The organism is Nocardioides sp. P5_E3 (assembly GCF_054049275.1).
This window is the reverse complement of sequence record NZ_JBFUMR010000003.1, coordinates 53,047-68,168: the sequence shown is the minus strand read 5'-3', so window position 1 is coordinate 68,168 and position 15,122 is coordinate 53,047. Positions and strand designations below refer to the sequence as shown.

14 protein-coding genes and 2 tRNA genes are annotated in these 15,122 nt (G+C 72.0%); 7 read left to right on the top strand and 9 right to left on the bottom strand.

The window, feature by feature from the left end; all coding sequences use genetic code 11:
- Nucleotides 1-17: 17 nt before the first annotated feature.
- The 3 genes from ACXJKB_RS02295 to ACXJKB_RS02285 are packed head-to-tail and all read right to left on the bottom strand — an operon-like array spanning nucleotide 18 to nucleotide 4,724.
- Nucleotides 18-1,673 carry a YfjP family GTPase gene (locus ACXJKB_RS02295; RefSeq protein ID WP_457185022.1) on the bottom strand — a complete coding sequence of 552 codons (1,656 nt, stop codon included), beginning with the start codon at nucleotides 1,671-1,673 and terminating at the stop codon, nucleotides 18-20.
- A 43-nt stretch (nucleotides 1,674-1,716) separates the two neighbouring features.
- Nucleotides 1,717-3,609, bottom strand: a complete 1,893-nt coding sequence (locus ACXJKB_RS02290) for a dynamin family protein (RefSeq protein ID WP_457185020.1) — start codon at nucleotides 3,607-3,609, stop codon at nucleotides 1,717-1,719.
- The gene (locus tag ACXJKB_RS02285; RefSeq protein WP_457185018.1) at nucleotides 3,606-4,724 is read right to left on the bottom strand and encodes a PrsW family intramembrane metalloprotease; all 1,119 of its coding nucleotides are present in this window, start codon (nucleotides 4,722-4,724) and stop codon (nucleotides 3,606-3,608) included. The genes ACXJKB_RS02290 and ACXJKB_RS02285 overlap by 4 nt, the downstream gene beginning before the upstream one ends.
- Nucleotides 4,725-4,831: 107 nt before the next feature.
- Between ACXJKB_RS02285 and ACXJKB_RS02280 the strand changes: the two genes are divergently transcribed.
- Together ACXJKB_RS02280 and rlmC are read left to right on the top strand one after the other, a co-directional pair.
- The gene (locus tag ACXJKB_RS02280; RefSeq protein WP_457185016.1) at nucleotides 4,832-6,241 is read left to right on the top strand and encodes an aminopeptidase P family protein; all 1,410 of its coding nucleotides are present in this window, start codon (nucleotides 4,832-4,834) and stop codon (nucleotides 6,239-6,241) included.
- Nucleotides 6,234-7,397 (top strand): 23S rRNA (uracil(747)-C(5))-methyltransferase RlmC, encoded by a 1,164-nt coding sequence (gene rlmC, locus ACXJKB_RS02275; protein WP_457185014.1) that lies wholly within the window; start codon nucleotides 6,234-6,236, stop codon nucleotides 7,395-7,397. Before ACXJKB_RS02280 ends, rlmC begins: the two co-directional genes overlap by 8 nt.
- A gap of 3 nt (nucleotides 7,398-7,400) precedes the next feature.
- Here the strand turns inward: rlmC and ACXJKB_RS02270 are convergent, their stop codons facing one another.
- Nucleotides 7,401-8,099, bottom strand: coding sequence for a hypothetical protein (locus ACXJKB_RS02270; RefSeq protein ID WP_457185012.1), 699 nt, complete (start codon nucleotides 8,097-8,099; stop codon nucleotides 7,401-7,403).
- Between the two features lie 59 nt (nucleotides 8,100-8,158).
- Complete coding sequence (locus ACXJKB_RS02265; RefSeq protein ID WP_457185010.1) at nucleotides 8,159-8,761, bottom strand: hypothetical protein; 603 nt, start codon at nucleotides 8,759-8,761, stop codon at nucleotides 8,159-8,161.
- A 264-nt stretch (nucleotides 8,762-9,025) separates the two neighbouring features.
- Between ACXJKB_RS02265 and ACXJKB_RS02260 the strand changes: the two genes are divergently transcribed.
- Both ACXJKB_RS02260 and ACXJKB_RS02255 read left to right on the top strand, forming a co-directional pair.
- Complete coding sequence (locus tag ACXJKB_RS02260) at nucleotides 9,026-10,414, top strand: dicarboxylate/amino acid:cation symporter (protein ID WP_457185008.1); 1,389 nt, start codon at nucleotides 9,026-9,028, stop codon at nucleotides 10,412-10,414.
- A gap of 86 nt (nucleotides 10,415-10,500) precedes the next feature.
- A tRNA-Arg gene (locus ACXJKB_RS02255) sits at nucleotides 10,501-10,573 on the top strand.
- Nucleotides 10,574-10,913: 340 nt separating this feature from the next.
- Here the strand turns inward: ACXJKB_RS02255 and ACXJKB_RS02250 are convergent.
- On the bottom strand, nucleotides 10,914-11,531 hold the full coding sequence (locus ACXJKB_RS02250; protein ID WP_457185006.1) for a hypothetical protein: 618 nt from the start codon (nucleotides 11,529-11,531) through the stop codon (nucleotides 10,914-10,916).
- Nucleotides 11,532-11,758: 227 nt separating this feature from the next.
- On the opposite strand from ACXJKB_RS02250, the gene ACXJKB_RS02245 reads away from it, so the two are divergent.
- On the top strand, nucleotides 11,759-11,917 hold the full coding sequence (locus ACXJKB_RS02245) for a hypothetical protein (protein ID WP_457185004.1): 159 nt from the start codon (nucleotides 11,759-11,761) through the stop codon (nucleotides 11,915-11,917).
- A 15-nt stretch (nucleotides 11,918-11,932) separates the two neighbouring features.
- On the opposite strand, the gene ACXJKB_RS02240 is transcribed toward ACXJKB_RS02245, so the two are convergent.
- The 3 genes from ACXJKB_RS02240 to ACXJKB_RS02230 are packed head-to-tail and all read right to left on the bottom strand — an operon-like array spanning nucleotide 11,933 to nucleotide 14,268.
- Nucleotides 11,933-12,946, bottom strand: a complete 1,014-nt coding sequence (locus ACXJKB_RS02240; protein WP_457185002.1) for an adenosine deaminase — start codon at nucleotides 12,944-12,946, stop codon at nucleotides 11,933-11,935.
- Nucleotides 12,947-12,971: 25 nt separating this feature from the next.
- Complete coding sequence (locus ACXJKB_RS02235; protein WP_457185000.1) at nucleotides 12,972-13,754, bottom strand: DsbA family protein; 783 nt, start codon at nucleotides 13,752-13,754, stop codon at nucleotides 12,972-12,974.
- Nucleotides 13,720-14,268, bottom strand: coding sequence for a MauE/DoxX family redox-associated membrane protein (locus ACXJKB_RS02230; RefSeq protein WP_457184998.1), 549 nt, complete (start codon nucleotides 14,266-14,268; stop codon nucleotides 13,720-13,722). Before ACXJKB_RS02230 ends, ACXJKB_RS02235 begins: the two co-directional genes overlap by 35 nt.
- Nucleotides 14,269-14,341: 73 nt before the next feature.
- Between ACXJKB_RS02230 and orn the strand changes: the two genes are divergently transcribed.
- A complete protein-coding gene (orn, locus tag ACXJKB_RS02225) occupies nucleotides 14,342-14,986 on the top strand; it encodes an oligoribonuclease (RefSeq protein WP_457184996.1) in 645 nt (214 codons plus the stop codon).
- Nucleotides 14,987-15,031: 45 nt separating this feature from the next.
- Nucleotides 15,032-15,104 (top strand) — tRNA-His (locus tag ACXJKB_RS02220).
- Nucleotides 15,105-15,122: the final 18 nt, after the last annotated feature.

Sequence of the window (15,122 nt, the reverse complement as noted above, 5' to 3'; positions counted from 1 at the left end):
CCGGCACTTCGACCGGCTCAGCGCAGGGCGGTGGCGAGTCCCTCGCGGACCGTGGCGTAGGAGGCGAGCTCGGCCTCGATCGGCTTCACGACCATTTCCTCGGAGACCTCGGAGATCGCGTCGCGCAGGCGCTTGTCGGCCGCACGCGCCCGCGACCGGGCGGTCAGCGCGACCAGCCAGCGGCAGACCAGGGCCAGGAGCAGGCCGAGGGCGATCCCGCCGAGCAGCAGCAGGGTCGGGACGGGGAAGGCGCCGACCTCGGGCGTCGGCGGCTCGGGCAACCGGGCGTAGGAGCCGAGGGCGAGGAGCGCGAGCCAGCCGGCACCGACGAGCGCGGCGATGATGAGGACGTACTGCAGGACGCGCACGAGGCCGGCCCACGCGGGGATCTTCGTCGCACCGAGGTCGGTCGCGGAGACGGCGCGGTCGAGCCGGTCGTTGAGGTCGGGCAGCCGGGACACCGAGGCCGCGCGGACCGAGCTCGCCCACGACGGCGCCATGCCCTCCCCCACCTGGTCGGCCAGTGCGCGCACCTCGGTGTCGACGCGGGCGCGCTGCACGCCGGTCGCCTGCGGCACGGACGTGCGCGCGGCACCGGTCAGCTCCTTGCCGGCAGCGCCGAGGTCGAGGTGGAGACGCTTGAGCGGGTCGGGCTTGAGACGGGAGAACCACGCCGTGACGGGCCAGCCGGTCGCGCGGTTGGCGCGCAGCCGGGTCGAGTCGGCGACGGCCTTGACCACCGTCGGCACACCGGCCGCGTCGGCGAAGGCGTCGTCGAGCGCGGCGACGCGCTCCTTGGACAGGGTGGGCACCTTGCCGGTGCCGGTCGCCGCCTCCAGGCGCTGGGCCGCCGAGCGCACGTCGGCCTCGAGCCGGGCCCGGGTGACCTTCTTCTCCGCCACGCGCTTGGCGATCAACGCGCGCAGCTCCTGGACGCCCCAGCCCTGGCGGGCACTGACCGGCAGCACCGGGACCCCGCCCAGGCCGTCGGCCTCGAGCAGGCGGCGTACGTCGTCGACCATGCCGGCGCGACGGTCCTCGGGCACGGTGTCGATGTGGTTGAGCACGACCAGCATCACGTCCTTGTGCCCGGCGAGGGGCTTAAGGAACCGGTCGTGGATGGCCGCGTCGGCGTACTTCTGCGGGTCGAGGACCCACACCATCATGTCGGCGAGCTGGACGAGCCGCTCGACCTCGAGGTGGTGGGACACCTCGGTGGAGTCGTGGTCGGGGAGGTCGAGCAGCACGACGCCGCGCATCTCGACGTCCTCGTCGGCCTTCGACAGCATCGAGTCGCGGGTGACCTGGTGGCGGGCGGGGATGCCGAGCCACTCCAGCAGCTCCTCGGCGCCCTGCTTGCCCCACACGACGGCGGTGGCCCACGAGGTCGTGGGACGGCGTACGCCGACCGCGGCCAGCTCGAGGCCGCTCAGCGCGTTGAAGGTGGAGGACTTGCCGGAGCCGGTGGCACCACCCAGCGCGACCACGGTGTGCTCGGCGGACAGCTTGAGCCGGCTCGAGGCGCGGGCGGCCACGGCGGTGGCGTCGTCGACCACGGCGTCGTCGACGCGACCGCGCGCCGCCTCGGCGGCGCGCTCGAGTCCCTCGACGCGCGCGCCGGTGTCAGAGCTCCGGGTGACCAGCTTCTTGGCCCCTTCGAGCAACGACGTCATGAATTCCTCACCGTCCGAGTGGTGCTGCTGTGCGCCCCCAACCCTAGGGGGCGTGGTCCTCAGGCTCCGACACCCGGGCGGGCTCCGGCGCCGGGGACTTGGCCGCCTCGGGGGCGCGGCGTGCGGACGCGAAGCGCAGGTCGTCGACCTTGCGGGCGGCGGCGCGCATCCGCTCGGGGGTCTCGGGCGAGACCTCCATCGTGTCGAGCAGGTCGGTGTAGCGGCGGCGCTCGGCGTCGAGGAGGTCGCGCATGGACGCCTCGAGCTGGCGGCGGGCGCGCTCGGCCAGCGAGCGCACGGCCTGGTCGCCGAAGACCGCCTCGAGCAGCTTCTGCCCGAGGATCGCGGAGCCGCCGGCGATGCCGGCCTCGGCACCGGTGACACCCGCGGTGTGGGCGAACACCACGACCATCAGGGCCACGGACAGGCCGTTGACGCCGAAGGCGAGGAAGCGCGCCGTCGAGCGCTTCTCGGCGCCCTCGGTGCGGACCATGTCGAGCACGTCGGACTGCCAGTCGCGGACCGCGCGCTCGGCGCGGCGGCGGAAGTCGCGGGACGCCCGGCCGAGGTCCTCGCCGGCGTCGCGCAGCAGGATCTGTCCGGCGGCCGTGCTGCGCCAGGAGGCCTCGGCGCGCTCGGCGGCGGCCTCGGCGTGCTCGAGGATCAGCGTCTCCAGACCCGACTCGACCGCCACGGTGACCCGCTCGGCCTGCTGCGGCTTGCCCTTGACGGCGTTGACGACGCGGTCCCGGATCCAGCCGACGCGGGTCTCCAGCGATCGGAGCAGCTCGCCGGTGCCGACGAACTCCTGCCAGCGCGCCAGGACCTCGCCGCGCAGCAGGGTGCCGTCGGCCGACGCCTCGCCGACCGCCGTCACGGCCCGGTCGTAGGCCTCGTTGGCGTCCTCGCGCAGGCGGCGTACGGCGTCGACCTGCTCGGTGGCGGCGTCGGCCACCGAGTGCGTACGACGAGCGAGCGTGCGGATCGCGCCGTCGAGGGTCTGCTGCACCACCGACTGGCGTGCCTCCTCGTCGTCGGCCAGCGCGCGGAGCCACTGCCGGATCTCCATCACCGACGACGCGGGCAGCAGCCCCAGCTCGGAGACCTCGCCCTCCTCGACGACGAAGAGCGGGGAGTCCTTGAGGCCTCGGCTGGCCAGCATCCGGGCGAGGTGCGTGGTGATGGTGTCCACCGCCTCGGGCGGGGTGCGGTCGAGGACGATGGCGACCGCGGCCGAGCGGTCCGCGGCCTTGCGGAGGAAGTCCCACGGCACCTGGTCGGCGTAGCGCGCGGCCGAGGTGACGAAGAGCCACAGGTCGGCGGCCGCGAGCAGCTGGGCCGCCAGCACGCGGTTCTGCTCCTCGACCGAGTCGATGTCGGGGGCGTCGAGGACGGCGAGGCCGGGCGCCATGGCAGGCGACGGCACGAGCTGCAGCGCGGCGGGGTCGTTGGTCTGGCGGTCGACCCGCTCGAGCTCGGGCAGCAGGCGGTCCTGGCCGAACCACTTCGCGTCGTCGGGGTGGTGGACGAGCACCGGCGACCGGGTCGTGGGGCGCAGCACCCCGGGGGTGGTGACGCGGGTGCCGACCAGGGAGTTGACCAGCGTCGACTTGCCCGCGCCTGTCGAGCCGCCGACGACCGCGAGCAGCGGTGCGTCGAGGGTCATCAGGCGCGGGATCACGTAGTCCTCGAGCTGGTCGACCATCTCGGCGCGGGCGCCGCGCTGCTCGTCGGCCCCGGGGAGCTCGAGCGGCAGCCGTGCCTCCTGCAGGGCGCCGCGCAGGCGCACCAGCGCGGTCACCATCGCCGTCGAGGCGTCGGGGGTACGCCGCTGCTCGGGGACCTGCTCGGCGGCCTGGTCAGGAGCCTGCTCGGGGGCCTGGTCAGGAGCCTGCTCGGGGGCCTGGTCGTGGGTCCCGTCGTCGTCGTGGGTCATCGCGTGGGGACCACCTGTCCGGGGAAGGAGATGTAGGGGCGGATCCGACCGAGCTCCTCGACGTGCTCCTGCCCGCGCAGGGAGAAGTCGGAGGGTGCCGTGCCGCGCAGGTAGCGGTGGTGGAGGTAGCCGAGCTCGATGGCGGCGGCCTGGTACTCCCGCATGGCTCGCTCGGCGAGCGGGCCGCCCTGGTGGCGCGCCCAGCGGCGGGCGTGCCTGCGGGCGCGCAGGTCGACGAGCCACGGGATGTCGGTGGCGGGCAGCAGCCCACGGTCCGCGGCGTCCTGCAGGGCCTGGGCGAGCAGCGGGCGCTCGGACCGGCGCCGGTAGACCGCGAAGGCGACGACGCCGAGGAACACCGGGAACATCAGCGTGCCGTAGACGACGAGGAAGTCGCTGGTGCCGGAGACCGTGGAGGAGTTCCACACGCCGTGGAGGAGGGCGGCCAGCGCCAGGCCGACCACGGGCGCGAGAAGTCGTACCGAGGTCCGGCGCGAGGCGATCGCGAGGCCCACCCCGATGCCCACGAACGCGGTGAAGAACGGGTGGGCGAACGGACTGATCAGGCACCGCACGATGAAGGTCGAAGTCAGTGCCGTGGTGCCGCCGGGGCCGAGTCCGTCGGTGCCGTCGTAGGCGGCCGCGAGGTAGAGGATGTTCTCCGTGTAGGCGAACCCGACGCCGACCATGCCGGCGTAGACGATGCCGTCGAGCACACCGTCGAGCTCGTGCCGGCGCCACCACAGGAGCAGGAAGAGGAAGGCCCCCTTGGTGACCTCCTCGGTGACGGGAGCGACGACGCTCAGCACGTCGCGCTCGGTCGCACCGCCGGCGAGGCCGAGGCCCTGGAACACGATAGCCGCGCCGGTGGCAGCGAACGCTCCCCAGAGCAGGCCGGCGACGAGCAGGTTGCGGGGCTCGGGCTCGTAGCGGTCGAGCCACATGAAGCAGCCGACGAGTGGACCGACCGGGACCGCCGCGAGCAGCGCCGCCAGCGCCAGCGACCCGGGGGCACCGGACAGCGCGACGACCACCGCCATGACGACGGCCCCGAGGAGCACCAGTGCGGCCACCACGACGGTGAACGCGACACTGTCGCGGCGGCCTCGTTTCATGGGTCCGACCCTAACGGAGCAGCCCCCTCCGACCCGCCTTGCCGCACCCCTACGGGGGACGGCCGATGGGGTCCGGGCACGCCTGCGTTGCGGCGTACAGTGACCGCGTGAGCGAGCCGACTGCCGAGAACCCCGCCGAGACCGTCCAGACCCCCGCCGCCGACGGTGAGCAGCCCAAGACCGAGTCGCACGACCCGGCCGTCCCGGCTGCCTACGCCGCCTTCATGCGCGAGGGCTGGGGCGATCGCACGCTCGACATGCCGCGGCACCCGGTGGCCGACTGGGCAGCCGCGCGCCGCGCGAAGCTCGCCGAGGCCTTCCCCGACGACCGGCTGGTGCTGCCGGCAGGCACCTACAAGGTGCGCGCGAACGACACCGACTACCGCTTCCGGCCCGACACCGCCCACACCTACTTCTCCGGCAACCAGACCTCCGACGCGGTCCTGGTCGTCGAGGACGGCGAGTCGGTGCTCTACGCCCGCCCCCGCTCCGAGCGCGACACCGACGAGTTCTTCCGCGACCGGCAGTACGGCGAGCTGTGGGCCGGGCGCCGCCCGTCGGCGCAGGAGATCTCCGACTCCCTCGGCATCGAGGTCCGCCACGTCAAGGACCTGCCGTCGTTCGACGACGACCGCAAGACCCGCGACCTCTCCACCGACGAGGACCTCGCCCGCGTCGCCGACGAGCTGCGCCTCATCAAGGACGAGTGGGAGGTCCGTGAGCTCCAGGAGGCCTGCGACATCACCACCCTCGGCTTCGAGGACTCGGTCCGCGAGTGGGAGCGCGTCCGTGAGTTCGGCGAGCGGTGGATCGAGGGCACCTTCTTCCGGCGTGCCCGCGCGATGGGCAACGACATCGGCTACGACTCCATCTGCGCCGGCGGCTCGCACGCCACGACACTGCACTGGATCGACAACACCGGCGCCATCGAGCCCGGCAAGCTCGTGCTGCTCGACATGGGTGTGGAGGGCCACAACCTCTACACCGCCGACGTCACCCGCACGCTCCCCGTCGACGGCCGCTTCACGCCGCTCCAGCGCGAGCTCTACGACCTCGTGCAGCAGGCGCAGCAGGCCGGAATCGACGCCGTACGCCCCGGCGCCCCGTTCCTCGCCGCGCACAACGCCGCGATGAAGGTCCTCGCCCACGGCCTCGAGGACATGCAGCTGCTGCCGGTCTCCGCGGAGGAGGCCCTCGACCCGGAGTCCAAGGTCTACGCGCGCTGGACCCTCCACGGCACCTCGCACATGCTCGGGATGGACGTCCACGACTGCGGTCGCTCGTCGGTCGACATCTACCCCAAGGGCGACCTCGCCGAGGGCATGGTGCTCACCGTCGAACCGGGGCTCTACTTCCAGGAGGACGACCTGCTCGTCCCCGAGGAGCTTCGCGGCATCGGCATCCGCATCGAGGACGACATCCTGGTCACCGCCGACGGCAACCGGAACCTCTCGGCCTCGCTCCCCCGCACCTCGGCCGACGTCGAGGAGTGGATGGGCTCCCGCATCGGTGGCTGACCCGGCGCCTGCGCCCAGCCTCAGCGTCGTCGACGGCGTGCCGCGCTGCCACCACTACGACGCCTTCCGCTGCCGCTCCTGCACCCTGCTCGGGACACCGCGCGGGCGCCAGCTCTCCGACAAGGAGGCGCACGCGCACACGCTGGTCGACTCGCCGGTGTGGCTGTCGACGGTCGCCGGCGCGGACACCCGGTTCCGCAACAAGGCCAAGATGGCGGTCGGCGGCAGCGTCGACGCGCCGACGCTGGGGATCCTCGACCGCGACCTCGCAGGGGTCGACCTGCACGACTGCGGCCTGCACTCCGACGGCCTGCGGGCGGCCCTCGACCACACGTCCGGCTGGATCCGCGACGCCGGCCTGGTGCCGTACGACGTCGCGACGAGGCGCGGCGAGCTCAAGCACGTCCTGCTCACCGAGTCGCCCGACGGCGAGCTGATGCTCCGTCTCGTGCTGAGGTCGACGGCCCTCGAGGCGCGCGTCCGCTCCCGCCTGCCTGCGCTGCTCGAGAGGGTGCCGGCGCTGCGGGTGGTGACGATCAACGTCCAGCCCGAGCACAAGGCGGTGCTCGAGGGCGAGCGCGAGATCGTGCTGACCGACACCGAGACGCTGCCGATGCGGCTGGCCACCGGGGTGACGCTGCGTCTGGGCCCGCGGTCGTTCTTCCAGACCAACACGGCGGTCGCGGAGGCCCTCTACGACCAGGCCCGCGCCTGGGTGAGCGACCTGCCCGACGTCCGCACCGTGTGGGATCTCTACTGCGGCGTGGGCGGCTTCGCGTTACACCTCGCCGGGCCGGGCCGCGAGGTGCTGGGCGTCGAGGTCTCCGCCGACGCGATCGCGGCCGCCAGCGCCACGTCGGCCGAGCTCGGGGTGGCGGCGGAGTTCGTCGCGGCCGACGCGACGGCGTACGCCCTCGCCTCGGACGCCGTCCCGGACCTCGTCGTGGTCAACCCGCCCCGTCGCGGCATCGGCCCCGACCTCGCCGGCTGGCTCGAGACGTCAGGCGTGCGTCACGTCGTGTACTCCTCGTGCAACGCCGAGTCGTTGGCGCGTGACCTCGCGCTGATGCCGTCGCTCCGGCCCGTCGTGGCGCGGGTCCTCGACATGTTCCCGCACACCACCCACTACGAGGTGATGGTGCTGCTCGCCCGCTGAGGGTCAGCCGCGACGGACCTTCGGGCTGCGGCCCAAGCTGTTCTCGCTGAGGCTGCCCCGGAAGGCGTCGTCGGCGTAGCCCGCGATGTTGGCCGAGCCGTCCGGCTGCGGCGTCACCTGGGTGCGGCTGACGCCGGCGGAGACCTGGACCCACTTCGGCGAGCCGAGGCACGAGGTGGGCGCCGACGCGGTCAGCGTGTCGGCCACCATGTCGTAGCGGGCGCGCACGGTGCGGCAGGGCTTCGGCTCGTCGGTGAGGGTGACGGTGACCGAGCCGTCGTCGGACACGACCACGGAGCTGTCGCGGCGACCCAGGGGGTAGAGGTCGGCCCTCGTCCGGCCGGCCATCTCCTGGACGCCGAGGGCGTACCGACCCGCGGGGGTGATGATGCGGAACTCGACCGAGCGCCCGGTAGCGGCGACGAGGTCGCGGAACTGCACGGTCAGGGTGAGCCGCTTGCGGGCATGGTCGATCGTGGTGCGGACGACGTCGGTCGAGGTCTCGGCGGGCGCGTCGAGCAAGAACGGCCCCTCCGCGGTCGACCCGTCGAACAGCTCCCCGAAGGCGAGGGCCATGTTGACGGCCTTGGCGTCGCCGACGGCGTCGTCCACGGTCACCTGATCGGCGTGGGCCGCAGCGGGCAGGAGCAGGGCAGCGGGAAGGAGTGCTGCGAGGACGCGTACGCCGAGTCGGTGGTTCATCGTGTCCGTTCTGGTAGAGCCCCGGGTCGGGGCGGGTGCTGGTCGCAGGTGCATGGAGGTCACCCGCGGTGGATCTTCGGCCCCGTTCCGATGCTGCGGAAGCGGAACGAGTCGCGGTGCCCGTCGTCGACAGTGGACGCGAGCACGACGGGGTCGGTGCTGGGGAGCGGCGCGGAGGCCGTCACGCCCAGCCGGACCCAGGGCGGCGACGACAGGCAGGCCGTGGGCACGGACACGGCGACCACGTCCGCACCGGCGTCGAGCCGTGCGCGGAGGGCGCGGCACTCGACGGTCTCCCACCGGCGACTGAGCGTCGTCTGCGCCCGCCGTCCTTCTTCCTTGTCGACCTCGATGCGGAAGGCGCCGGCCGGGGTCCGGACGAGGATCCGCGTCGACAGCGTCCGCGTGTCCGCGAGGTCGCGGAAGTGGACCTCGATGCTGAGCCGCCTTTCCCCGTGCGCGGCGGCGGTGCGGACGATGTCGGCGGGCGCCGGGTCGGGCGTCGGCGGGAGCTCGGCGTCCTCGTCCGCGAGCCAGCCGACGACGTCCACGTCCCCCACCGGGTCGTGCGTCACGACCTTCTCGGCGTGAGCGGCGGCCGGAAGCAGCACCGCGGATGCAGCGAGGAGGGCGGCGAGCCGAGCGCCGTGCCGGAGCGACATGGGCCGGAGGGTAAGGGCGTCGTCGCCCTCGTTGTGACGCGAACCACGGAATCGAAAGTATGAACCTGCCGTTGGGCTGGACGTGCGAACCGCCACGACCACTTCCACGAGCGTCGGAGACCTCCTGACGCAGCGTCGTGCTGTCGACCTCGCTCGCACCGAGAGCGCGCTCTGTCGCCTCGGACGCATCCTCGACTGACCTCGACCCTCCTGCGTCCCCCGCCCGGTTGCGACCGTGCGGATTCGAAAGGTTACTTTTTCAGTATGAATACTTCTGTTACGGCGGAGAAGAAGCCCACCCGCTTCCGAACCCCCTCGTTCGGCGTCCAGGTCCTGATCGGCCTGGTCCTCGGCGTCGTCCTCGGTCTCGTCGCCCGCGCCATGGGCGCGGACGGCGTGGACGCCACGACCGGCGAGGTCGACCCCAACTGGCTCACCGAGACGCTGAGCACCATCGGCGGCACCTTCGTCACGCTGCTGCGTGCCGTCGTGCCCCCGCTCGTCTTCCTCGCCATCGTCGCCTCGATCGCCAACCTGCGCGACGTGACGGGCGCTGCCCGCCTCGCCTGGCGGACGCTGGCCTGGTTCGCCATCACCGCACTCATCGCGGTCGTCATCGGCATCGTCCTCGGCCTGGTCCTCCAGCCGGGTGACCACACCAGCGTCACCTCCGACGCCGCCTCGGCGCCGTCGACGACGGGCTCGTGGCTCGACTTCCTCACTGGCCTGGTCCCGGCCAACGTCCTCGGCCTCGAGGGCTACGACAACGGCGACGGCTCGGTCGGCTTCTCGTTCAACGTGCTCCAGATCCTCGTGGTCTCGATCGCCGTCGGCATCGCGACCCTCAAGGTCGGCGAGGCGGCCGACCCCTTCCTCGGCTTCGTCCGCTCCGCGCTCGCCGTGGTGCAGAAGGTCCTGTGGTGGATCATCCTGCTGGCGCCGGTCGCGACCGTCGGCCTGCTCGGCAACGCGGTCGCCAGCTACGGCTGGGACGCGCTCGGCTCGCTCGGCATGTTCACCGTCGCGGTCTACGCCGGCCTCGCACTGGTCGTCGCAGGCGTCTACCCGGCGTTGCTCCGGATCCACGGCCTCTCGGTGCGCCAGTTCTTCTCCGGCGCCTGGCCGGCGATCTCGCTGGCCTTCGTGTCGCGCTCGTCGATCGGCACCATGCCGGTCACCGAGTCGGTCACGGAGCGCAACCTCGGCGTCCCGCGCTCCTACGCGTCGTTCGCCGTGCCGCTGGGTGCCACCACGAAGATGGACGGATGCGCCTCGATCTACCCGGCGATCTCGGCGATCTTCGTCGCGCAGTTCTTCGGCCTCGACCTCTCGGTCACCGACTACCTGCTCATCGCGTTCGTCTCGGTGATCGGCTCGGCCGCCACCGCCGGTGTCACGGGCGCCACCGTCATGCTCACACTGACGCTCTCCACCCTCGGCCTGCCGCTCGAGGGCGTGGGCCTGCTGCTCGCCATCGACCCGATCCTCGACATGGGCCGCACCGCGGTCAACGTCGCGGGCCAGGCGCTGGTCCCGACCATCGTCGCCAAGCGCGAGGGCATCCTCGACCAGGCGACGTACGACGCCCCGCGCGGGCGCGACGCCTGGCGCGAGGACGAGGACACCCGGGAGCCGGCTCCCGCCCTCGCCTGACCGCTCGTCCACACACCATCGACCCGCGTGCCGTGACGCCCTCACGGCACGCGGGTCGACCGCTGCTGGGATACTGACCGCGCTCAGCCCCCGTGGCGCAATGGATAGCGCAACGGCCTTCTAATCCGTGGGTTGCAGGTTCGAGTCCTGCCGGGGGCGCAAAATCGGTGATCGTCACGACACCGTGCAGGCAGTTCGCCGCTTGTCCCGGCGTGTTGAGCGTGACTTCGTTCGACGGCGTCACGAACTGCCTTCATGGTGCGCCCGGGAGCGTGCGGGCGAACTGCCTACGTTGGTCGCGGGATCCGACACGCCCGGCAGCCTCCCCGACGAGGTGGCCCCGCCCCATCAGGATGTGGTCAGGCCCCGCCACGTATGAGGTAGCGGGGCCGAATGCTTGCCCGGCGCGACACGCGCCGCGGACGTACGACGGCCCGGAGCGGGAGGTCTCGACCTCCGGCTCCGGGCCGTCGCGTGTGTCAGCTGTCCAGGTGGTTCGTCACACGCCCAGGTTGAGGGCGGCCAGGATCTGGTTCAGCAGGGTCTGGAGCTGGCCCAGGAGCCCGGCGAGCGGACCACCGTCGAGCAGCCCGGCCACCGCGCAGAGCAGGTTGCCGAGCAGGTTGCCGGCACCGGCGACCGCGACGATGTCGAGAACGACCCGCTGCAGGTGGATCTCCAGGCCGAGGACGTTCAGGTCCAGCGGACCGAGCACCAGGTTGAGGATGTCGCAGGCACCGGCGTTGGCGGCGACGCGCCCGTCGGTGACGGCGCTGCCGTTGATCTTCTTGATCGGGATGGTCTGCAGGCCCGAGAACTTCGTGTTGGGCCCGGCGTCCTGGATGACGCCCTTCAGGAAGCCCTTCATGTAGAGCACGCCGTCACGATCGATCGTCTTGATCGGCGTGAACGAGCCGGTGACCTTGTCGCCGTTCGAGGTCTTGCCGACCACCGTGCTGGTGATCTTGCCGAGGTCGGACTTGCCGACCACGCCCCGACTCGACGTCTCCGCCGCCGAGGAACCGGCCACCGTGAGCGAGGTCAGTCCGACGGTCATGGCCAGGGCGACGACGGTCCCTGCGACGAGCCGCCGTGCTACGTGTGTGAACTGGTTCATGTTCCCCTCCGAGTGTGAACGCCTCCCGCAGAGCAGCAGGTGCCGCTCCCTGAGCTCGACGCTGGCACGGCTGTCCCGGACCGGTCATACCCCTTGGGGTAGATCGGGGGGGGCGAACTCCCAGTTACCCCCGCAGTCACCGCCCTGAGGGTGAAGGTCCACTCATGCGACGTCCTGGCACGGGTACGGGGCCGCCGTCCCACTCCCCCACCAGATCGGAGTCCCTGATGTCGTACGACCTGGGCCTGAGCCTCCTGACCGTGCTCGGCGTGCTCGCCGGCATCGGCGCGCTGCTGTATGTCATGGCCGTGCTCGACCCGACCAACGTCCGCGCGGCCAAGCAGCTGCCGACCCACCGCGGGGCCCGCGGCCGCGCAGACACCTGACCCGCCGGGCAGGCTTCAGCGGGCGGCGTACGCCTCGATCTCGGCGGTGATCCGCGACTTCACGTCCGCGGGCGCGAACGACGCGTCGACGGCCGCCCGCGCCAGGTCGGCCACTCCCGCCTCGTCGAGGTCGAGGAGGTCGGCCGCGACCGCATAGTCGTGGTTGAGCGAGGTGGCGAACATCGGCGGGTCGTCGGAGTTGATCGTCACCGCCACACCCGCCTCGACGAAGGTCCGCAGCGGGTGGTCCTCGATGCGGTCCACTGCCCGCGTCGCGATGTTGGACGTCGGGCAGACCTCCAGCACGATGCCGGTGTCGGCCAGGTGCGCCAGCAGCTCGGGGTCCTGGGCGGCCGAGACGCCGTGCCCGATCCGCTCGGCGCCGAGCAGGCGCAGGGACTCCCAGATCGTCTCCGGACCGGTCGTCTCCCCCGCGTGCGGCACGGACCGCAGCCCGGCGGCCCGGGCGGCGTCGAAGTGGGGGCTGAACTGTGCCCGCGGCACCCCGATCTCCGGACCGCCCAGGCCGAAGCCCACGAGGGCGTCGGTGCGGTGCTCGAGCGCATACTCCAGCGTCGCGTCGGCAGCCGGGATCCCGGACTCGCCGGGGATGTCGTAGATCCACCGCAGCACCAGCCCGAAGTCACGCTCGGCCGCGACCCGCGCGTCCTCGATGGCCTCGGTGTAGGCCTGGATGGGGATGCCGCGCGCCACGGAGGTGTACGGCGTGCAGGTCAGCTCGGCGTAGCGCAGGTTCTGGCCCTCCGCCATCTCGCGGGCGACCTCGTAGGTCAGCAGCCGGACGTCCTCGGGCGTGCGGACCAGGTCGACGACGGCGAGGTAGACCTCGATGAAGTGGGCGAAGTCGCGGAAGGTGAAGAACTCCCGCAGCGCCTCGAGGTCGGACGGCACACCCGCCGCCGGGTGGCGCGCCGCGAGCTCGGAGACGATCCGCGGCGACGCCGACCCGACGTGGTGGACGTGCAATTCGGCCTTGGGGAGGCCGGCGATGAAGGACTGGAGGCTCACGCCCCGCAGTGTCCCAGAGGGGACGTCAGCTGCCCGTGCCGACCATCGCCTCCGCGATCTCGGCCATGGTCTGGCCCTCGACCTTCTCGCCGTCGACGAAGACCGACGGGGTGGAGTTGACGCCGGCCTTGGAGGCGGCGTCGCCCGCGCCGTTGACCCACCCCTCGAACGTCATGTCCTCGATGCCGGGACGGACGTCGGCCTCGGTCGCGCCGGCCTCGACGGCCCACTCGACCAGCTGGTCGCTGTCGGGGAACGGGCCCTTCTCGGAAGGCTGGTTGTCGAAGAGCAGGTCGTGGAAGGCCTTGGCGACCTCGGGACCCGACTCGTCGAGCACCACGGCGAAGGCGTTGGCGGCCTCCGGCGAGTAGTCGCTGATCCGCTCGAGGAACGGCAGCGGGCGGTACTCGACATTGACCTCGCCCGCCTCGACGGCGGCGTCGAGCTGGTCGCCGACGGTCTGCTCGAGCTGGCCGCAGAACGGGCAGAGGAAGTCCTCGTAGACGACGATCGACTTCGGGGCGTCGGCGTCGCCGACGACCATGCCGTAGTCACTGGTCGCACCGGCCGGCGCGGTGTCCGGCTTGTCGGAGCCGAGGTTGCTGATCAGGAAGTAGCCGCCGACGACCAGGAGCAGCGCGGCACCGATCAGGCCGAAGCGGGTGAGCTGCTCCTTGCGCTTGGCCTTCTTGCGGCGCTCCTCGGCCTCGGCCCGGGAGCGCTCGGTCCGTGCCCGCCGCGCCTCCCGCTTGGCCGCGGTCGCCGCCTTCTCGTCAGCGGTCCTGTGCGAGCTCTTCTTCTGCGCCATCGAGGCATCTTCCTTCGTGATCGGTGATGTGATCGGTGGTGGGGTCGGTGGACGGGTCATGGGCGGTGCGGAACAGCACGTTGTCGAGCGCGAGCCGGGACGCCGGGCGTACGACGAGCCACAGGCTGAGCGCCAGCAGGCCGACGTCGCGCGCGATCTCACCGGGGTAGGCGGCGGCCGCATCGGGGATCTCCCCGCCTCCGCCGAAGCACCCGCACTCGATGGACAGCCCGCGCGCCCAGGCGCTCGAGATGCCGATGATGAAGGCCAGGAAGAGCAGCGCCGAGACCACGGAGGCGCCGCGCACCAGCACGCCCAGCACCAGGCACAGGCCGACGACGATCTCGACGACGGGCAGCAGGTGCCCGACCGTCGGGACGATCGCCTCCGGCAGCAGGTCGTAGGCCCGCACGGCTCGGACGCTGTCGGCAGGATGGGGCAGCTTGAGCGCCCCAGCCGCGATCCACACGCCCCCCGTCGCCAGGCGCGCGACGAGGCCGAACCAGTCCTTCACGCCCCCGACCATATGAGGCGAGGCTGAGTCGAGCCTGAGAGCGTCCACGCCGGGCCAAGTAGGGTGGCCCGTCGTGAGCGACAGACTGGTGTGGATCGACTGCGAGATGACCGGACTCGACCTGGGAGCCGACGCGCTCGTCGAGGTGGCGGCACTCGTCACCGACTTCGAGCTCAACGTGCTCGGCGAGGGCATCGACGTGATCATCAAGCCGTCGCAGGAGTCCCTCGACCAGATGGTGGAGTTCGTCCGGTCGATGCACGAGAAGTCCGGCCTGCTCGACGAGCTCGACGGCGGTACGACGCTCGCGGACGCCGAGGAGCAGGTGCTGGCCTACATCAAGGAGCATTGCGCGGACGGCAGCCGGCCGCCGCTCGCCGGCAACACCGTGGCCACCGACCGCGCATTCCTGGCCCGCGACATGCAGGCGCTCGAGTCGTTCCTGCACTACCGGATCGTGGACGTCTCCTCGATCAAGGAGCTCTCGCGCCGGTGGTACCCCCGCGCCTACTTCGCCGCCCCCACCAAGCGTGGCAACCACCGCGCGCTCGCCGACATCCAGGAGAGCATCGAGGAGCTGCGCTACTACCGCGAGGCCGTCTTCGTCCCGCAGCCCGGCCCGGACAGCGCCAGCGCCAAGGAGATCGCCGCGCGCCACGGCGGGCAGCTGACGGGCCTCGGCCCGGACACGGACGCCGATTCCGGCCCCACGGACTGAGTGTCCTACACTTCTCGTCGTCCACAGCGCCAGCTGCGGGACATGGTGGGTATAGCTCAGCTGGTAGAGCGCCGCCTTGTGGTGGCGGATGTCGCGGGTTCAAGTCCCGTTACTCACCCTGATGGATCGAGCCCCT